The following is a 14546-nucleotide window of genomic DNA, read 5'->3' on the forward strand; positions in this document are numbered from 1 at the left end:
GGGTCGTCCCCCGCCCGCGCCGGGCCGGTCAGGCGTCCGGAGCGCGCCGCCGGGACCAGCAGCGCCGCCAGCGCCGCGGCCAGGCACAGCGCCGCCAGCAGGGCGAAGCCGTGGGTGTAGCCGGACTCGTACGGCAGGCCCGAGGGCTGGAGCCGGCCGGTGACCAGGACGCCGGTGAGCGCGGCGCCGATGGAGCCGCCGATGGTGCGGATGTTGGCGTTCATACCGGTCGCGGCGCCGGTCTGGTCGGCCGGGACGCTGCCGACGATGAGGTTGGCCATGGAGGCGAAGGCCAGGCCGATGCCGAGGCCGAACACGCCCGAGACGACGGCCACCTGCCACTGGGCGGCGTGCCAGAGGGCGAGCAGGCCCAGGGCGAGGGCGCCGAGCCCGGCACCCGTCGTCAGCAGCGGCTTCGCGCCGATGAGGGGCTCCAGCCGGCCGCTGAGGATGCCGGAGGCGAACATCGCGACGAGCATCGGGAGCATCAGCAGCCCGGAGGCGGTCACGCTCGCGCCGAAGCCGTATCCGGCGGATTCCGGGGTCTGGACGAAGCCCGGCAGGAAGGACCACAGGGCGTACATGCCGGCGCCGAACAGCAGGGCCGCGGTGTTGGTGGTCCACACGGCCGGCAGCCGCATCACGCGCAGGTCGATCAGCGGGGTGCGCGAGCGGGCCTCGGCCAGCAGCCACACCGTGAACAGGACGGCCGCGGCGGCGAACAGGCCGATCACCTTCCCCGAGCCCCAGCCCCACTTGGCCGCCTGGCTCAGCGGCAGCAGCAGCGCCACCAGCCAGGCCGACAGCAGGCCCGCGCCCAGCCAGCCGACGCTGCCCTCGGCGCGGTTGGCCGACTCGGGGACGTAGCGCAGGGCGATCAGCACGGTGGCGGCGACGACGCCGACGGGGATCCAGAACAGCCAGCGGTAGTCGAGCGCGGAGACGATCGGGCCGGCCGCGACGATGCCGACGCCGCCGCCCGCGGCGATCACCGCGGAGAGGTTGGAGATGCTGCCGGGGACCCGGGACGGAGCGAACTCGTCCCGGATGATGCCGAAGGAGAGCGGGAACAGGGCGCCGCCGACGCCCTGCACGACCCGGGCGACGATCAGGACGCCGATGGTCGGGGCGAGCGCGGCGAGCAGGCAGCCGAGCAGCACGACGAACAGGACGGCGACGAGGGTGCGCTTCTTGCCGATCAGGTCGCCGACGCGGCCGAGTATCGGTGTGAACACGGAGGCGGACAGGAGATAGGCCGTCATCACCCAGGTCGCCGTGGACTGGGAGGTGTGCAGCGCGTGCTGGACGGTGGGCAGGGCAGGCGCGATCAGCGACTGCAGCATGGCGAACACACCGGCGCCGGTCGCGAGGACCGAGAAGGTGAGACGGGTGGACGTGCGGGGCATGAGGGGCCTCTCCGAACGGGGCGCGGCCTCGGGTCGCGGTCGTACGGGCCCGGAGCGCCGCTCGGGCGGCACGGGCACGCCGACGGCCGCGGTGAGCGGTCGCGGAAAGGTGGTGGACGCACCTCGCACTGCTAAAGTGGAGGTACGCCTCCACTCTAACGGAGGCATGCCTCCGCTTCAAGTAGCGGAGGCGCTCCTCCGTATTGATCGTGCTCGGGAGGCATCCGTGACGTTCCCCATCGGCGAGATCGTGGCGTCCCGGCGGCCGCACCGGAAGGACGCCGCCCGCAACTACGACGCGCTGCTGGCCGCGGCCCGCGAGGCCTTCGCCGCCCACGGCGCGGAGGCATCCCTGGAGGACATCGCCCGCCGTGCGGGCGTGGGCATCGGCACGCTGTACCGGAACTTCCCGACCCGGCGCGATCTCTTCGAGAGCGTCTACGCCGACGAGGTCAACGAACTGGTCCGGGTCGCCCGGGAGGTCGGTGAGCTGGAGCCCTGGGAGGCGCTGACGGCCTGGCTGCGGCGGTTCACCGGCTACATGGTGACCAAGCGGGCCGTGCGCGAGGCCCTGAACGACGAGTCGGAGATCTTCCAGGCCTGCCGGGACTCGATGTACGCGGCCGGCGGACCGCTGTTCGAGCGGGCGCAGGCGGCCGGCGAGGCCCGTAAGGACATGGACTTCACCGACCTGCTGCGGATGGTCGCCGGGATCACGGCGACGGCCTTCGACGACGACGCCCAGCGGGACCGGGTGCTGGCCATCGCCCTGGACGGGGTGCGCGTCGGCGCCCGTGGCGGGAGTGCCTAAGAGCTCTGTACCGAGCGCCGTGGGCGGCTGCGGGGGGGTCGCGGCTGGTCGCGCAGTTCCCCGCGCCCCTGAAGGGGCGTCGGCGTAGGGTCCGTGCCATGCGACTCACCGTTCTCGGCGGCTGCGGGGCCTGGCCCACGGCGCGGCAGGCGTGCAGCGGCTATCTGGTCGAGCACGCGGGCTTCCGGCTGCTGATCGACCCCGGATACGCCACGATGCCACGCCTGTTGACACGTCTCGACGTGGGCGCGGTCGACGCGGTGCTCGTCAGCCACGGCCACCCCGACCACTGCGCCGACCTCAACCCGCTGTTGCGGGCGCGGGCGTTGCGGGAGGATCCGGCGCCCCCGCTCGCCGTGTACGCGCCGCACAAAGCGCTGGACGCCGTCCTCGCCCTCGACCGGCCGGGCATGCTGGCGCAGGCCCTGCGCCTGCACGAGTTCAGTCCGGGAGACCGGTTCGGCATCGGCCCGTTCACGGCGGAGACCGTGCTGCTGCCGCACTTCGTGCCCAACGCCGGCATCCGGCTCACCACGCCCGACGGCGTGCTCGTCTACACCGGCGACACCGGCCCGAGCCCCGACGTCCCGCGCCTGGCCGAGGGCGCGGACCTGCTGGTGTCGGAGGCGACCTATCCGCGCCGGGTGCCGGAGGAGGACGCCCGCTTCCTGCTCACCGCGGAGCTGGCCGGGCGGTACGCCCAACAGGCGGGCGCGGCACGGCTGTTGCTGACCCACCTCTGGCCGGGCACCGATCGGGCGACGGCGCTGGAGGCGGCCGGGGAGGGTTTTACCGGGCCCGTCGGCGTCGCCGTACCGGATCTGGTCGTCGACCTCTGAGGGGCCGCCCGGGTCAGACCGCGGCGACCGCTTCCGCGATCACGTCGGCGACCCGTGCCGGCTGCTGGACCAGCAGCAGATGCCCGGCGTCGGGCACCGTGACCATACGGACGTGCGGGCAGGCTTCCAGGCCCTTCCGCTCGGCGTCCGTCAGGCCGATCTCGTCGTGGTCGCCCCGCACGACCCAGGCGGGCACGGTCGCCTCGCACAGCCGGGCGACCAGTGAGGGATGGCGGCCCAGGTACTCGTAGTAGGCGTGGACGATCCTGCGGCAGGCCGCGGGGTCGTTGCCGCGCATCGCCGCCGCCAGCACCTCCGCGCGGGCCTTGGGCAGTTCGCGCTTCATGGCGGTCGGCACCACCTTGAGCATCCCCGTCCAGGCCACCGTGCCGAGGACGGGCACCCGCCCGAGCGCGTCCATCACCGCCAGGAACGACGCCTCGTCCTCGCGCGAGAAGGTGGGCGACAGCAGCACCAGCGGGCCCTTGAACAGCCCGGCCGCCGCCATCTCCAGCGCCACGTTCGCGCCGAGGCTGTGGCCCACGACCACATCGCATCCGGTGTCGGCCGCGAAGCGTGCCATCAGCTCCGCGTAGTGCTCCATGGACACGTCCCCGGGCGCCTCGGTCCCGGCCATCCCGGGCTGCGTCACCGCCACCAGGCCCACGTCGGCGAGTACGGGCTCGGCCATGACGTCGGCGTAGAACTCGGTCGAGCACATCCCACCCGGAATCATCATCACCCGATGCGCGGCCCCCTCGGGCCCCGCACGCCGGACATCCCATCGGTCGCTCATACACCGAGCGTGACCCCACGCGCGGCGCCTCGCATCCGCTGCACCGAACGACCGCCGGCCGCGCCCTCGGCCGCAGGCACGGCCAGTCATCAAGGGGTCGCCGGACACGCGCGATGTCACCCCACGTGTCCCGGGAACGCCGGGCGCCGGCCCCCGTCGGCGGAGGGCCGGCGTCCGTGCTCGTGCCGACCGGGCGGGTGGTGGCGTTCAGTGGGCGGTGACCAGCTTCTGTTCGGTGTCGTTCGGCGTGTCCGTGCGCGGGGTGCGCAGGGCGGCGATGCCGATGAAGACCATGGAGGAGAGGCCGGCCAGCGCGAAGGCGGTGAAGCCCCACTCGCCGTTGCCCGCGGCGAGGAGCTGGCCGCCGAGCCAGGGGCCGAAGACGGCGCCGAAGCGGCCCATGCCGGAGGTCCAGCCGACGGCGGTGGCGCGGTTGTCCGGGGTGGAGCGGATGGAGACGGTCGCGTAGATCATCGTCTGGGCGCTGTTGAGGAAGACGCCGGTGAGGAAGACGACCAGCGTGGTGACGCCCATCGACATGTGGACGCTGAGCAGGTAGACGCCGGCGGCGGTGAGCGCGAACCAGATCGCGGAGATGCGCGGGGCGCCGAACCGGTCGGCCGCGCGGCCGGCGACCAGCATGCCGACGATGCCGCCGAGGTTGAAGACGACGACGAAGGTCAGCGCGTTGGTGATCTCGTAGCCCTCGGTGCGCATCAGGGTGGGCAGCCAGGTGGCGACGCCGTACACGAGGAGCAGTCCGCCGAAGGAGGCGAGCCAGTACAGCAGGGTCTGGATCCACTCGCCGCCGCGGAAGAGGCCGAGCAGCGCGTCCCAGCGGTCGGCGGCCGTCTTCCTGCCGGTCGTGGCGGGCAGCTCGACGTCGTAGCGGGCGGCGAGAGCGGCGGCCTCCTCGTCGCGGCCCTTGGCGCGCAGGAAGCTCAGGGACTCGGGCAGCAGCTTGACCAGCACGGGGGCGAAGAGCAGCGGGGCCACGCAGACCCAGAAGGCCGCCCGCCAGCCCACCGGCTCCACCAGCCACTTGGCCACGTAGGCGGAGAGGATGCCGCCCGCGTGGTGGGCCGTCATCAGCAGGCCGATGACGATCGCGCCGCGGCCGCGGGGGGCGTAGTCGGAGACCATGCTGATCGCGGTCGGCAGCAGTCCGCCGAGGCCGACGCCGGCCAGGGTCCGGCCGAGGCCGAAGACCGCGACGCCGCCGGAGACCGCGCAGATCCCGGAGGCGAGCGAGAACAGCGTCACGCAGCCGATCATCAGCTTCTTGCGGCCGATCCGGTCCGCGACCGTGCCCGCGGTCAGTGCGCCGACCAGCATGCCGAAGGTGGCGTAGGAGCCGAGGTCGCCGGCCTGGTCCGGGGTGAGGCCGAAGGTCTTCGTCTCCAGCAGGTGCGGCAGCACGGAGCCGTAGATGAACATGTCGAGGCCGTCGAAGAGGACGGCCAGCCAGCACAGTCCGACGACCAGGAGGGCCAGTCTGCTGCCGCGGGCGGTTGGGGAGGGGGAGGAAGACATCGTTGGTTACCTCTCGTACGTGGTGCACCAGACGCTAAGGAGCCACCCCCAGAGAGTCAACACTTTTGTCAACAATCTCATCGACAATCTGGGGGTGGCTCCCGCCCACGCTCCGGTTCAGGCGACCGGCGGCGTCCCGTGCGTGTGGAACGACTCGATGGTCTTCAGACCCCAGGCCTGTCCCTTCTTGCGCTCCTCCTCGGTCCAGGTGATGAGCGGCCAGTCCGGGGCCAGGACGAGCCGGGTGAGCGGGTTGCACAGCTCGATGCGGTTGCCGCCCGGCTCGTAGACGTAGAGGAAGAACGTCTGCTGGATGGCGTGCTTGTGCGGGCCCGTCTCGATGAACACACCGCTGTCGACGGCGAGATCGGCGGCGCGCAGGATGTCCTCGCGGGTGTCGGTCGCGAAGGCGATGTGGTGCAGCCGCCCGGCCGAGCCGGTCCAGTCCTCGGTGTAGACGACGTCGTACGACTTGTTCGTGTACGTCAGCCAACGCGCCGCGACGCGGCCCGAGTCGAGCCGGATCTGCTCCGTGGGCCGGGCGCCGAGCACGTGCTGCTGGAACTCGGCGTTGGCGAGCACGTCGGCGGCGAGGAAGTTGACGTGGTCCAGGCGGCGGACCCCGACTCCCTTGTTGGGCTTGGCCTGTGGCTGGTTCTTCAGCGCCGGCCGCAGTTCCTCGGGGGCCCGGTAGTGCTCGCTCTCCCAGTACAGGGCGTGCTCGTGGCCGTCCGGGTCGGTCGTCAAGTAGAGCTTGCCGAGGCCGGGTTCGTCCTCGGCCCAGGTCCCGTGGCCGCCCGCTTCCTCGATCGCCGCGATACGGCGGTGCAGGGCCTCCTCGCCGGAGGTGCGCAGGGCGAGCCGGCCGAGGCCGGGCCGCTCGCGGGCGGTGAGGACCAGGCTGTGGTGCTCGTAGTCGTCGAAGGTCCGCAGGTAGACCGTGCCGCCGTCCTGGCCGTTGACCGTGAGGCCGAGGTAGTCGGTGAAGAAGGCGACGCTGGCGTCCAGGTCGGGGGTGAAGAGCTGGGCGTGGCCGATGTGGGCGATGTCGCCGAGCGGCGGAGTCATCGTTGACCTCCATGGGGGTGCGGGGGGATCGGTGCCGTCTCGGCGGCCCGGGGGAACACGGTGCCGTCGAAGATCTTGCGGGCCGTGCGGACGACGGCGGTGCGGCGGGCGACGGGCAGGCCGTCGGCGCCCGTGGTCAGGCTGCTGTCGATGTCCGTGAAGCCCGTGGGGTGTTCGATGCGGACGCGGTCGCCGCCCCTGTCGAGCGCGGCGAGATCCGCGCCGACGCCGCCCTCGATCCGCAGGCCGGCGGCGACGCCCGCGGCGCCCAGGACGCCGATCGAGGTGTGGCAGCGGACCGGGATGAAGGTCCGGGTGGTCACCGCGCCGCCCTTGCGGGGCGGGGCCAGCAGGGTCAGCTTGGGCACGGTCGTGTCGGAGACGTCGCCGAGCCCCATCAGCCGGCCAGCCCGGAGGCGGATCGCGCGGAGCCGGTCGGCGAGCGCGAGGTCCTCCTCCAGGTCCTTGGGCGTCTCGTAGCCGGTGACGCCGAGCGAGGCGGCCTCGATGAGCACGATGGGCATGCCGTTGTCCACGCAGGTGACGGGCACGCCGTCGATGACGTCGCGGACGGCGCCGGTGGGCAGCAACTTGCCCGCGCCGGGCGGGAATTCGACGACCACGGGCGCGGCCGTCCCGGGCACGCCCGAGATCTCGGCGTCCCCCGTGTAGTCGACGCGGCCGTCCGGGGTGGGAAAGGTGGCCGTCGCGCGGTCACCGGAGTTGACCATACGGATCCGGACGGACGTCTCCTTCTCCCCCGCCGGGACCAGTCCGCGCTCCACGGCGAACGGGCCGACACCGGCGAGGATGTTGCCGCAGTTCTGACGGTCGCTCACCTCGGGCCGGTCGACGGCGACTTGGAGGAAGAGGTAGTCGACGTCGGCGTCCGCGTCGGCGGAGGGCGAGACCACGGCCACCTTGCTGGTGAGCGGGTGGGCGCCGCCCAGGCCGTCGATCTGCCGTTCGTCCGGGCTGCCCATGACACGCAGCAGGAGCTCGTCGCGGGCGGCCGGGTCGGCGGGCAGGTCCTCGGCCAGGAAGTAGGCGCCCTTGGAGGTGCCTCCGCGCATCAGCATGCAGCGCACCTCCGCGGGCCCGGTCACGAGCCGTCTCCGGCGTACTCCTCGTACGTGCGGTACTCGACGCCCAGGCGCTTGAGGGTGTCCCTCAACCCGTAGCGGTCCAGGCCGAGTTGGCCGTCGCGGAAGGCGGCACGGGTGGCGGCCTCCTTGGCCTCGCGGGCCGCGGACCGTTCGGCCGCCTCGCGGGCGCGCTCGCGCGGGACGACCACGACGCCGTCGTCGTCGGCGAGGATCACGTCGCCGGGGCGGATCACCTGGCCGTCGACGGCGATCGGCACGTTGACCGAGCCGCCGGTGGCCTTCACGGTGCCCTGCGCGCAGACGGCGCGGGACCAGGCGGCGAAGCCCATGTCCCGCAGCTCCTGGGTGTCGCGGATGCCGGTGTTGAGGACGACACCGCGTACACCGCGCTGCTTCAGGGCCGTCGCGAACAGTTCGCCGAACAGTCCGTCCGTGCACGGGGAGGTGGTGGTGACGACGAGGACGTCGCCCTCGCCGCACTGCTCCACGGCCGCGTGGATCATGAGGTTGTCGCCGGGCCAGCTCAGCACCGTGACGGCGGTACCCACGACCCGTACGCCCTGCTGGACGGGGCGGATCTCCGGGCCGAGCAGGCCGGTGCGGCCCATCGCCTCGCTCACGGTGGCCACGCCGTAGCCGGCCAGCGCCTCGACGTCCTCGGGCCGCGCCTTGGGCGGGTTGGTGACGATGACGCCGCTCACGCCAGCTCCTTCGCGATCTGCGGGTAGGGGCGCATGTACGCCTCGGCCATGGTCTTGTGGGCCAGGCCCAGGTTGGGGCCGGCGTTGCGCTTGAGCTGGACGCCGCGGCGGACGGCGAGGTCGGTGTAGTAGTCCCACAGATGCTGCTGGGCGCCGAGGCACTCCATCGCCCGGCGCTTGGTGTCCCAGACGTCGGTGATGTCGAGGAGGACCTCGGGCCGGAAGCCGCTCATCTCGGGCTGGTGCGGCTCGAAGCAGAACACCGGCGGGGCGCCGATGATCTCGCCCTCGCCCGGGTAGCCGATGGCCTGCGCGAGGACGCGGGCCTCCAGGGCCATGCGGTGGGCGGCCGGGTGGTCGCCGTTGTACGGGTCCTCGGCGGGGTGGGTGAGGACGACGTCGGGCTGGGTGGCGCGGTAGAGGGCGACGAGCCGGTCGGTCAGCTCGGCGGTGGCGACGAGCGGGTAGTCGCCGGCGTCGAAGAAGAGGACCTCGGCGCCGAGGGTGGCGGCGGCCTTCTCCGCCTCCTCCCGGCGTATCGCCTTGATCTCCTCCAGCGTCCTGCCCTCGCGCCAGGCCTTGGCGGACTCGCCGCGCTCGCCGAAGGTGAGGCAGGCGATGGTGACCTTCTCCCCCCGGGAGGCGGCCAGGGCGATGGCGCCGCCCGCCCGCCACACGAAGTCCCCGGCGTGCGCGGTGACCACGAGGGTGGACCGTGGGGTGGCGGGCGCGTTGGCCTGAGTCATTGGTGCTCTCTCCTTGTCGGACAGGTGGGCGCCCGCCTCCCCCCGCGTCCGGCGCGCGTGCGTCAGTCGCGCAGCGCCTCGATGACGCTGGTGAGGTGGGCGCGGACGGCCGCCTCGGCCGCCTGCGGGTCCCTGGCCCTGATCGCCTCGATCATCGCCAGGTGCTCGTTCAGGGAGTGCTGCGGGCGTCCCGGCCTGAGCGCCAACTGGAAGCGGTGGCGCACCAGTTGGGCGTTGAGCCGCTCCAGCAGGTCCACGGCGGTGCGCTGGCCGGAGAACTCGCGCACCTTGGCGTGCAGTTCCTGGTTGAGCTCGGAGTAGGTCACCGGCTCACCGTCGGCCACGGCCTTGGTCATCGCCGTGCCCAGCTCGGTCAGCTCGGCGAGCTGCTCGTCGCTCGCGAGGGTGGCCGCCTTCGCCGCGCACAGCCCTTCGAGGACCATGCGGCACTCGGTGATGGCGACCGCCTCCTCGACGGTCACCACCCGCACCCGCGAGCCGCGGTTGCGGATCCGCTCGACGAGGCCCTGGGCCTCCAGATCGATGAGTGCCGCCCGGATGCTCGCCCGTGTCACACCGAACTGCTCGGCGAGTTCGTTCTCCACCAGCCGCTGCGCCGGTGCCATCTCGCCGTGCAGGATCGCCTGCCGCAGCTGCGCGAGCGCATGCTGCTTGGCCTGCTCTCCGGTGCTCGGACGGGCTTCTTTCGGCATCGTTGCCCTCCCTGAGTGAGTGCCTGTCGAACCTAAATCTAGCCAGACAGGATTGTCAACAATTTTGTCCGCCGTATTGCGGGCGCAGCCTGCCCCACCTCCGTGGGCACAGGTCATCGACGGGCGCCCCGGGATCGTGCTCCCGGTGGGGGCAGGACGCCGTCGTCGATCGCGGCCGTCGGCTCAGGCCGCGGGGAACTCCGGCTCCGCCCCCTCGTACGCCGCCCGCAGCACCGCGAGCGCGCCGTCCGCGGTGACGGCGCGGGGATTGGCGTAGGGCTGGCCCGCGGTCTGGGCGGCGGCCACCGCCAAGTCGTCCTCGCGCAAGCCGAGTTCGGCCAGAGTGCGCGGGGCGCCGAGGCGTCCGGCGAGGGACCGCAGGGCGCGGGGCGCGTCGTGGGTGTCCAGGGCGCGGGCCACGGCGGCGGCCGCATCCGGAACCGCGGGGGCGTTGTAGGCGAGGGCGTAGGGCAGGACGACCGTGTGGGTCTCGGCGTGCGGCAGGCCGAAGGTGCCGCCGAGGACGTGGCAGAGCTTGTGGTGCAGGCCCATGGTGGTGGCGCCGAGGCAGGAGCCGCACAGCCAGGCGCCGTACAGGGCGCGCCCGCGGGCCTCCAGGGAGTCCGGGGCGTGGGCCACCGCGGGCAGGGCGGCCGCCATGGCCCGTATCCCCTCCTCGGCCATCAGCGCGGTCAGCGGCGAGCCGTCGGGGGCGTACAGGGCCTCGACGGCGTGGGCGACGGCGTTGACGCCGCTGGTGACGGAGAGCGGCACGGGCAGGGAGAGGGTGAGCTCGGGGTCGTAGACGACACTGCGCGGCAGGACGGCGGGGTCGCGGCCGGTGCGCTTGGCGCCGTGCTCGGTCAGGCCCCACACCGGGGTCATCTCCGAGCCGGAGTAGGTGGAGGGCACGGCGATCAGCGGCAGGCCGGTGCGCAGCGCGACGGCCTTGCCGAGGCCGATCGACGAGCCGCCGCCGACCGCGACCAGGCCGTCCGCGCCGGCCGCGCGGGCCACCTCCACGGCCCGGTCGGCGACCTCGACGGGCACGTGCATACGGGCGCCGTCGTGCAGGCCCACGCACGCGGGGCCCAGCGAGTCGGCGACCGCCCGGGCGGTGGCCGTGCCGCGGCTGCCGCAGACCACGAGCAGGCGGCGCAGGCCGAGTGCGGCGGCCTCCCCGGCGGTCGCGCTCGTGGCGGCGCCGGGCCGGAACACGACCCGGACCTGCCGGGACTCGTGCGTGAAGTCGAGTGCGTCCTTCACGATCGTTCCAGTACGAGGTCGAAGCGGGCGTGCCGGAAGGGGTTCGGCAGGCCGAACTCCCGTGCCAGGGACGGGTCGTCGGTGAGGGCGAAGTCCTGCACCAGGCTCGGTTTGACGGCGAACACCGCGTCCGAGTCGAGGTAGTCGCTGCCCGCGACGAAGATGTGCGTGGTGACCGGCGCGTGCCCGTCCGCCGAGGCGATGAAGTGGATGTGGGCCGGCCGGTAGGGGTGGCGGCCGGTCGCCCGGAGCAGCTCCCCGACGGGTCCGTCGGTGGGGATCGGGTACGGGCTGGGCACACAGGTGCGGAACCGGAAACGGCCCTCGGCGTCGGCCGTGAACAGTCCGCGGCCGTTGCCCGGCGGCTGAACGTCGGGGCGCTGGACGTCGTAGAAGCCGTTGCCGTCGGCCTGCCACACGTCGATCGCCGCGCCCGGCAGGGGAGTTCCGTCCCCGGACACGACGCGGCCGCTGACCACGCAGGGCTCGCCGCCGCCGACCAGGTCGATGTTCGCGCCGAGTGGACGCGCCGGGGACTCGGTCATGTGGAACGGGCCGAGGACCGTCGACTCGGTGGCGCCCGGCGCGCGGTCGCCGTTGATCGTCTCGACCAGCATCGACATGCCGAGCACGTCGGACAGGAGGATGAACTCCTGCCGGGTGTCCGTGCAGGTCTGCCCGGTCGCGGTCAGGAACGCGACCGCCCGCTCCCACTCCTCCTGGGTCAGCCGGGTCTCGCGCGCGAAGGCGTGCAGATGCCGGATCAGGCCGGTGAGCAGCTCGCGCAGGCGCGGGTCGGCGGTGCCGGCCAGGCTGTTCACCGCCTCGTCCGTGACGGTGGTGCTCGTGGCGTCGGTGGTCATCTGTCGCTTCCTTCCCCGGTGCGCCGGTCAGCCGAACCAGACGACGAGCCGTACCTGCTCGTCGCCGTGCCGGCCCGCGAGCTCCCGCATCGCGCTCCACACCTGTGCCCAGCATCCCTCGTTCGGCGGGGCGAGCATCCGCGCGGTGAGCGTCACGGGCCGGTACACCGCGTCGTTCACCCGCACCTGGCCCCCGGGCGGCCACTCGGGCGGCGCGAGCAGCAGGTCCCCGCCGAAGGTGCGCGCGGCGGCCTCGCGCAGGCCGGGCGTCACCCGTACGACCTCCTCGCCCTCCGGTGCCGCCCTGATCGCCCGGTTCCAGGCGGGGCCGGCGGCGAGGGGCGCGTCCCAGTCGACCGTGGCGACCTCGGTCCAGGTGGCGTAGGTGTGATTGTGCTGGTAGTCGCCGACGGCGGCCTCCCGCACGGGATCGCTGACGTCGTAGGGCAGGCCCCGGTCGGCGAAGAGCGGGCGGTTGACGTCTCCCGTCCCGCGCACGCCGAACAGGCACTCCCAGGCGTCGTAGTCCCGCGGCGGCCGGAAGTCCAGCAGATCCGCCTCGATGTACCAACGCCCGTCGGCCGAGCGACTTTCGATGGCGCCGTCGATGTCCGTTCCCACGGGACGAGACCCTACGACAGTCCGGGTGCGCGTATGCGGTGATCGAGTAGGCCGGTACCTGATGATCGCACCGGCAGAAGCACAACGACACGGCCCGGCGCACCGCCTTGCGACCGGGCGCCGGGGGGCGGGGCGGGTGCCGGGGGCGGGGCGGGTGCCGGACGGGCCGAACGTCACGGACGGGCTGGGCGCCGGAGGCGTCGGCGGGCATGCGCCGGAGGTCGGGGGATGGGCCGAGCATCGGGGGCCGAAGGCGAACCGGGGCGGGAGCCGGGGAATAGCCGGAGGGCGGGGGCCAAGAGCCAGCCGAGTGCCGGAGGTCCAGGGCGGGCCGGGCACCGGGCATCGCGGGCGAGCCGAGCGCCGGGCGTCAAGGGCAGGCCGGGCGCCGGGCGTCAAGGGCAGGCCGGGCGTTAGGCGTTGAAGGCGGACCGGGCACCGGAGGTCCAGGGCGGACTGAGGGCCGGAGGTCCAGGGCGCGCCGAGGGGCGGGCGCGGGGGCGGACGGTGGCGCAGGCGCCCTGGGGGATCGGTTCGCGCGGCCCGGGGCTATGCCCTCGCGGCCCGATCACGTCTCCGCGGCCCGGCAGTCGCCCGTGGTCGCGACGAAGTGTCCTCTCACCTGGGCCGATCCCCCACACTCTGTCCAGGCCCGGCGGGCCGTCGCCCTGGCTACGCTCGGTCCATGACCCACAGCTTCGCAGTGCACGTCCCCGACGCCGAGCTCGAGCCCGAGCCCCTCGACCCGGGACAGATCGTCTCCGGTACGCCCGAGGTGACCGGGAAGGTTCTCTGGGAGTCGGCGGACGGCCGGCAGGTCCGCGGGATCTGGCAGATCACGCCGGGCGTCGTCACCGACACGGAGGCGGACGAGCTGTTCGTCGTGGTCAGCGGGTCGGCCACCGTCGAGGTGGAGGGCGGGCCGACGCTGGAGGTCGGGCCCGGCGACATGGCGGTGCTGCGCGCGGGCGACCGTACGACGTGGACGGTGCACGAGACGCTGCGCAAGGCCTACGCCGTCACGCTGTGAGCGGCGCGGCCGTCGTGCCGCGGATCTCCAACGCCGGTGCGGCCAGGTGGAGTCGGCCCGCTCCCCCGGGCCGCTCGAAGCGGTCCAGGAGGCAGCGGGCGGCGCGCCGGCCGACCTCGTGCCCGGCGCCGTCAACCGTGGTCAGCCAAACGTGGCGGAGCCGGCTGATACTCGTGTTGTCGTAGCCCACGACGGACACGTCGTGCGGGACGCGCAGGCCGAGTTCCTCGGCCGCCGACAGCGCGCCGACCGACGCGATGTCGTTCACGGCGAACACGGCGGTGGGCCGCTCCGGCCGGCTGAGCAGCCGGACGGTGGTGCGGTAGCCGCCCTCCTCGGTCATGTCGCTCGGCTCCACCACCGCCCGGTCCGCGAGACCGTGCTCCCGCATGGCGGCCTCGAAGCTGCGCCGGCGCAGCTCGCCGACGGCGCCGTAGCCCGCGATGTGCGCGATGCGGCGGTGGCCGAGGCCGATGAGGTGCTCGGTGACCAGCCGCGCGCCGAGCTCGTCGTCCCCCGCGACGACGTCCACGCCCGCCGGTGCCGGCTCGCGGGCGCCCGCGACGACCACCGGGATGCGTTCGGCGACGGCGCCGAGCGCGGCGAGGTCGGGCAGCGTGCCGACGACCACGAGCCCGTCGACCCCGAGGTCCAGGAAGGGGCCGGTGAGGTCCTGGCCGGTGCGACGGTTGAGGCGGGCGTCGGCCAGCAGCATGTGCAGACCGGCCGCGTGCAGCAACGAGTTGAGGCCGTCGAGGAGTTCGACGAACCAGGGGTTGCGCAGGTCGTCCAGGAGTACGCCGACGGTGCGGGTGCGCTGTTCGCTGAGGCTGCGCGCGGCGGCGTTCGGCCGGTAGCCGAGCTCCCGCACCGCGCGCAGCACGGCCTCCCGCTTCTCGGGCCGCACCTGCTCGGAGCCGCGCAGCACGAGCGAGACCAGCGACTTGGAGACACCGGCCTGCTCGGCCACGTCGCGGATCGTCGGCGGTTTCATGCTCTGGACCGTTCCATGAGCCGCTCGGGCTTGTCAAAGGAGTGGATGAGGCT

15 protein-coding genes are annotated in these 14546 nt (G+C 73.3%); 3 read left to right on the plus strand and 12 right to left on the minus strand.

The window, feature by feature from the left end:
• The coding region (locus M8J74_RS18175) for an MFS transporter (protein WP_249837431.1) at positions 1-1406 on the minus strand (1406 nt) is incomplete at its 3' end.
• 226 nt (positions 1407-1632) lie between these two features.
• Here M8J74_RS18175 and M8J74_RS18180 point away from each other — a divergent pair.
• Positions 1633-2217 (plus strand): TetR/AcrR family transcriptional regulator, encoded by a 585-nt coding sequence (locus tag M8J74_RS18180; RefSeq protein ID WP_249837432.1) that lies wholly within the window; start codon positions 1633-1635, stop codon positions 2215-2217.
• A 98-nt stretch (positions 2218-2315) separates the two neighbouring features.
• A complete protein-coding gene (locus M8J74_RS18185; protein WP_249837433.1) occupies positions 2316-3056 on the plus strand; it encodes an MBL fold metallo-hydrolase in 741 nt (246 codons plus the stop codon).
• A gap of 13 nt (positions 3057-3069) precedes the next feature.
• Here the strand turns inward: M8J74_RS18185 and M8J74_RS18190 are convergent, their stop codons facing one another.
• The 10 genes from M8J74_RS18190 to M8J74_RS18235 form a co-directional block, all read right to left on the minus strand.
• On the minus strand, positions 3070-3942 hold the full coding sequence (locus M8J74_RS18190) for an alpha/beta fold hydrolase (RefSeq protein WP_308406062.1): 873 nt from the start codon (positions 3940-3942) through the stop codon (positions 3070-3072).
• A gap of 117 nt (positions 3943-4059) precedes the next feature.
• On the minus strand, positions 4060-5385 hold the full coding sequence (locus M8J74_RS18195; RefSeq protein WP_249837435.1) for an MFS transporter: 1326 nt from the start codon (positions 5383-5385) through the stop codon (positions 4060-4062).
• Positions 5386-5502: 117 nt separating this feature from the next.
• Positions 5503-6453 carry a catechol 2,3-dioxygenase gene (locus tag M8J74_RS18200; protein WP_249837436.1) on the minus strand — a complete coding sequence of 317 codons (951 nt, stop codon included), beginning with the start codon at positions 6451-6453 and terminating at the stop codon, positions 5503-5505.
• On the minus strand, positions 6450-7532 hold the full coding sequence (locus M8J74_RS18205; RefSeq protein ID WP_249837437.1) for a 4-oxalomesaconate tautomerase: 1083 nt from the start codon (positions 7530-7532) through the stop codon (positions 6450-6452). The genes M8J74_RS18200 and M8J74_RS18205 overlap by 4 nt, the downstream gene beginning before the upstream one ends.
• A 23-nt stretch (positions 7533-7555) precedes the next feature.
• On the minus strand, positions 7556-8260 hold the full coding sequence (locus M8J74_RS18210) for a 4-carboxy-4-hydroxy-2-oxoadipate aldolase/oxaloacetate decarboxylase (RefSeq protein WP_249837438.1): 705 nt from the start codon (positions 8258-8260) through the stop codon (positions 7556-7558).
• A complete protein-coding gene (locus M8J74_RS18215) occupies positions 8257-9006 on the minus strand; it encodes a PIG-L deacetylase family protein (protein ID WP_249837439.1) in 750 nt (249 codons plus the stop codon). The genes M8J74_RS18210 and M8J74_RS18215 overlap by 4 nt, the downstream gene beginning before the upstream one ends.
• Before the next feature lie 62 nt (positions 9007-9068).
• Positions 9069-9719, minus strand: coding sequence for a GntR family transcriptional regulator (locus M8J74_RS18220; protein ID WP_058921727.1), 651 nt, complete (start codon positions 9717-9719; stop codon positions 9069-9071).
• 183 nt (positions 9720-9902) lie between these two features.
• Positions 9903-10985, minus strand: coding sequence for a maleylacetate reductase (locus M8J74_RS18225; protein ID WP_249837440.1), 1083 nt, complete (start codon positions 10983-10985; stop codon positions 9903-9905).
• The gene (locus M8J74_RS18230) at positions 10982-11848 is read right to left on the minus strand and encodes an intradiol ring-cleavage dioxygenase (protein WP_249837441.1); all 867 of its coding nucleotides are present in this window, start codon (positions 11846-11848) and stop codon (positions 10982-10984) included. The genes M8J74_RS18225 and M8J74_RS18230 overlap by 4 nt, the downstream gene beginning before the upstream one ends.
• 27 nt (positions 11849-11875) lie before the next feature.
• A complete protein-coding gene (locus tag M8J74_RS18235) occupies positions 11876-12469 on the minus strand; it encodes a hypothetical protein (protein ID WP_249837442.1) in 594 nt (197 codons plus the stop codon).
• Positions 12470-13154: 685 nt separating this feature from the next.
• Between M8J74_RS18235 and M8J74_RS18240 the strand changes: the two genes are divergently transcribed.
• Positions 13155-13499: a cupin domain-containing protein gene (locus M8J74_RS18240; RefSeq protein WP_249837443.1), complete on the plus strand. Its 345-nt coding sequence runs from the start codon at positions 13155-13157 to the stop codon at positions 13497-13499.
• Here M8J74_RS18240 and M8J74_RS18245 read toward each other — a convergent pair.
• The gene (locus M8J74_RS18245) at positions 13489-14493 is read right to left on the minus strand and encodes a LacI family DNA-binding transcriptional regulator (RefSeq protein ID WP_249837444.1); all 1005 of its coding nucleotides are present in this window, start codon (positions 14491-14493) and stop codon (positions 13489-13491) included. The genes M8J74_RS18240 and M8J74_RS18245 overlap by 11 nt on opposite strands.
• Between the last annotated feature and the right edge of the window lie 53 nt (positions 14494-14546).

This window comes from Streptomyces panaciradicis, assembly GCF_023516615.1.
Taxonomy (GTDB): Bacteria; Actinomycetota; Actinomycetes; order Streptomycetales; family Streptomycetaceae; genus Streptomyces; species Streptomyces panaciradicis.

What these genes read in the sequence shown, in the direction of transcription:
- M8J74_RS18185 (WP_249837433.1), top strand. Translation starts at nt 2,316, where the DNA reads ATGCGACTCACCGTTCTCGGCGGCTGCGGGGCCTGGCCCACGGCGCGG.
- M8J74_RS18195 (WP_249837435.1), bottom strand. Translation starts at nt 5,385, where the DNA reads ATGTCTTCCTCCCCCTCCCCAACCGCCCGCGGCAGCAGACTGGCCCTC.
- M8J74_RS18205 (WP_249837437.1), bottom strand. Translation starts at nt 7,532, where the DNA reads ATGCTGATGCGCGGAGGCACCTCCAAGGGCGCCTACTTCCTGGCCGAG.
- M8J74_RS18230 (WP_249837441.1), bottom strand. Translation starts at nt 11,848, where the DNA reads ATGACCACCGACGCCACGAGCACCACCGTCACGGACGAGGCGGTGAAC.
- M8J74_RS18245 (WP_249837444.1), bottom strand. Translation starts at nt 14,493, where the DNA reads ATGAAACCGCCGACGATCCGCGACGTGGCCGAGCAGGCCGGTGTCTCC.
- M8J74_RS18200 (WP_249837436.1), bottom strand. Translation starts at nt 6,453, where the DNA reads ATGACTCCGCCGCTCGGCGACATCGCCCACATCGGCCACGCCCAGCTC.
- M8J74_RS18215 (WP_249837439.1), bottom strand. Translation starts at nt 9,006, where the DNA reads ATGACTCAGGCCAACGCGCCCGCCACCCCACGGTCCACCCTCGTGGTC.
- M8J74_RS18190 (WP_308406062.1), bottom strand. Translation starts at nt 3,942, where the DNA reads ATGACTGGCCGTGCCTGCGGCCGAGGGCGCGGCCGGCGGTCGTTCGGT.
- M8J74_RS18220 (WP_058921727.1), bottom strand. Translation starts at nt 9,719, where the DNA reads ATGCCGAAAGAAGCCCGTCCGAGCACCGGAGAGCAGGCCAAGCAGCAT.
- M8J74_RS18240 (WP_249837443.1), top strand. Translation starts at nt 13,155, where the DNA reads ATGACCCACAGCTTCGCAGTGCACGTCCCCGACGCCGAGCTCGAGCCC.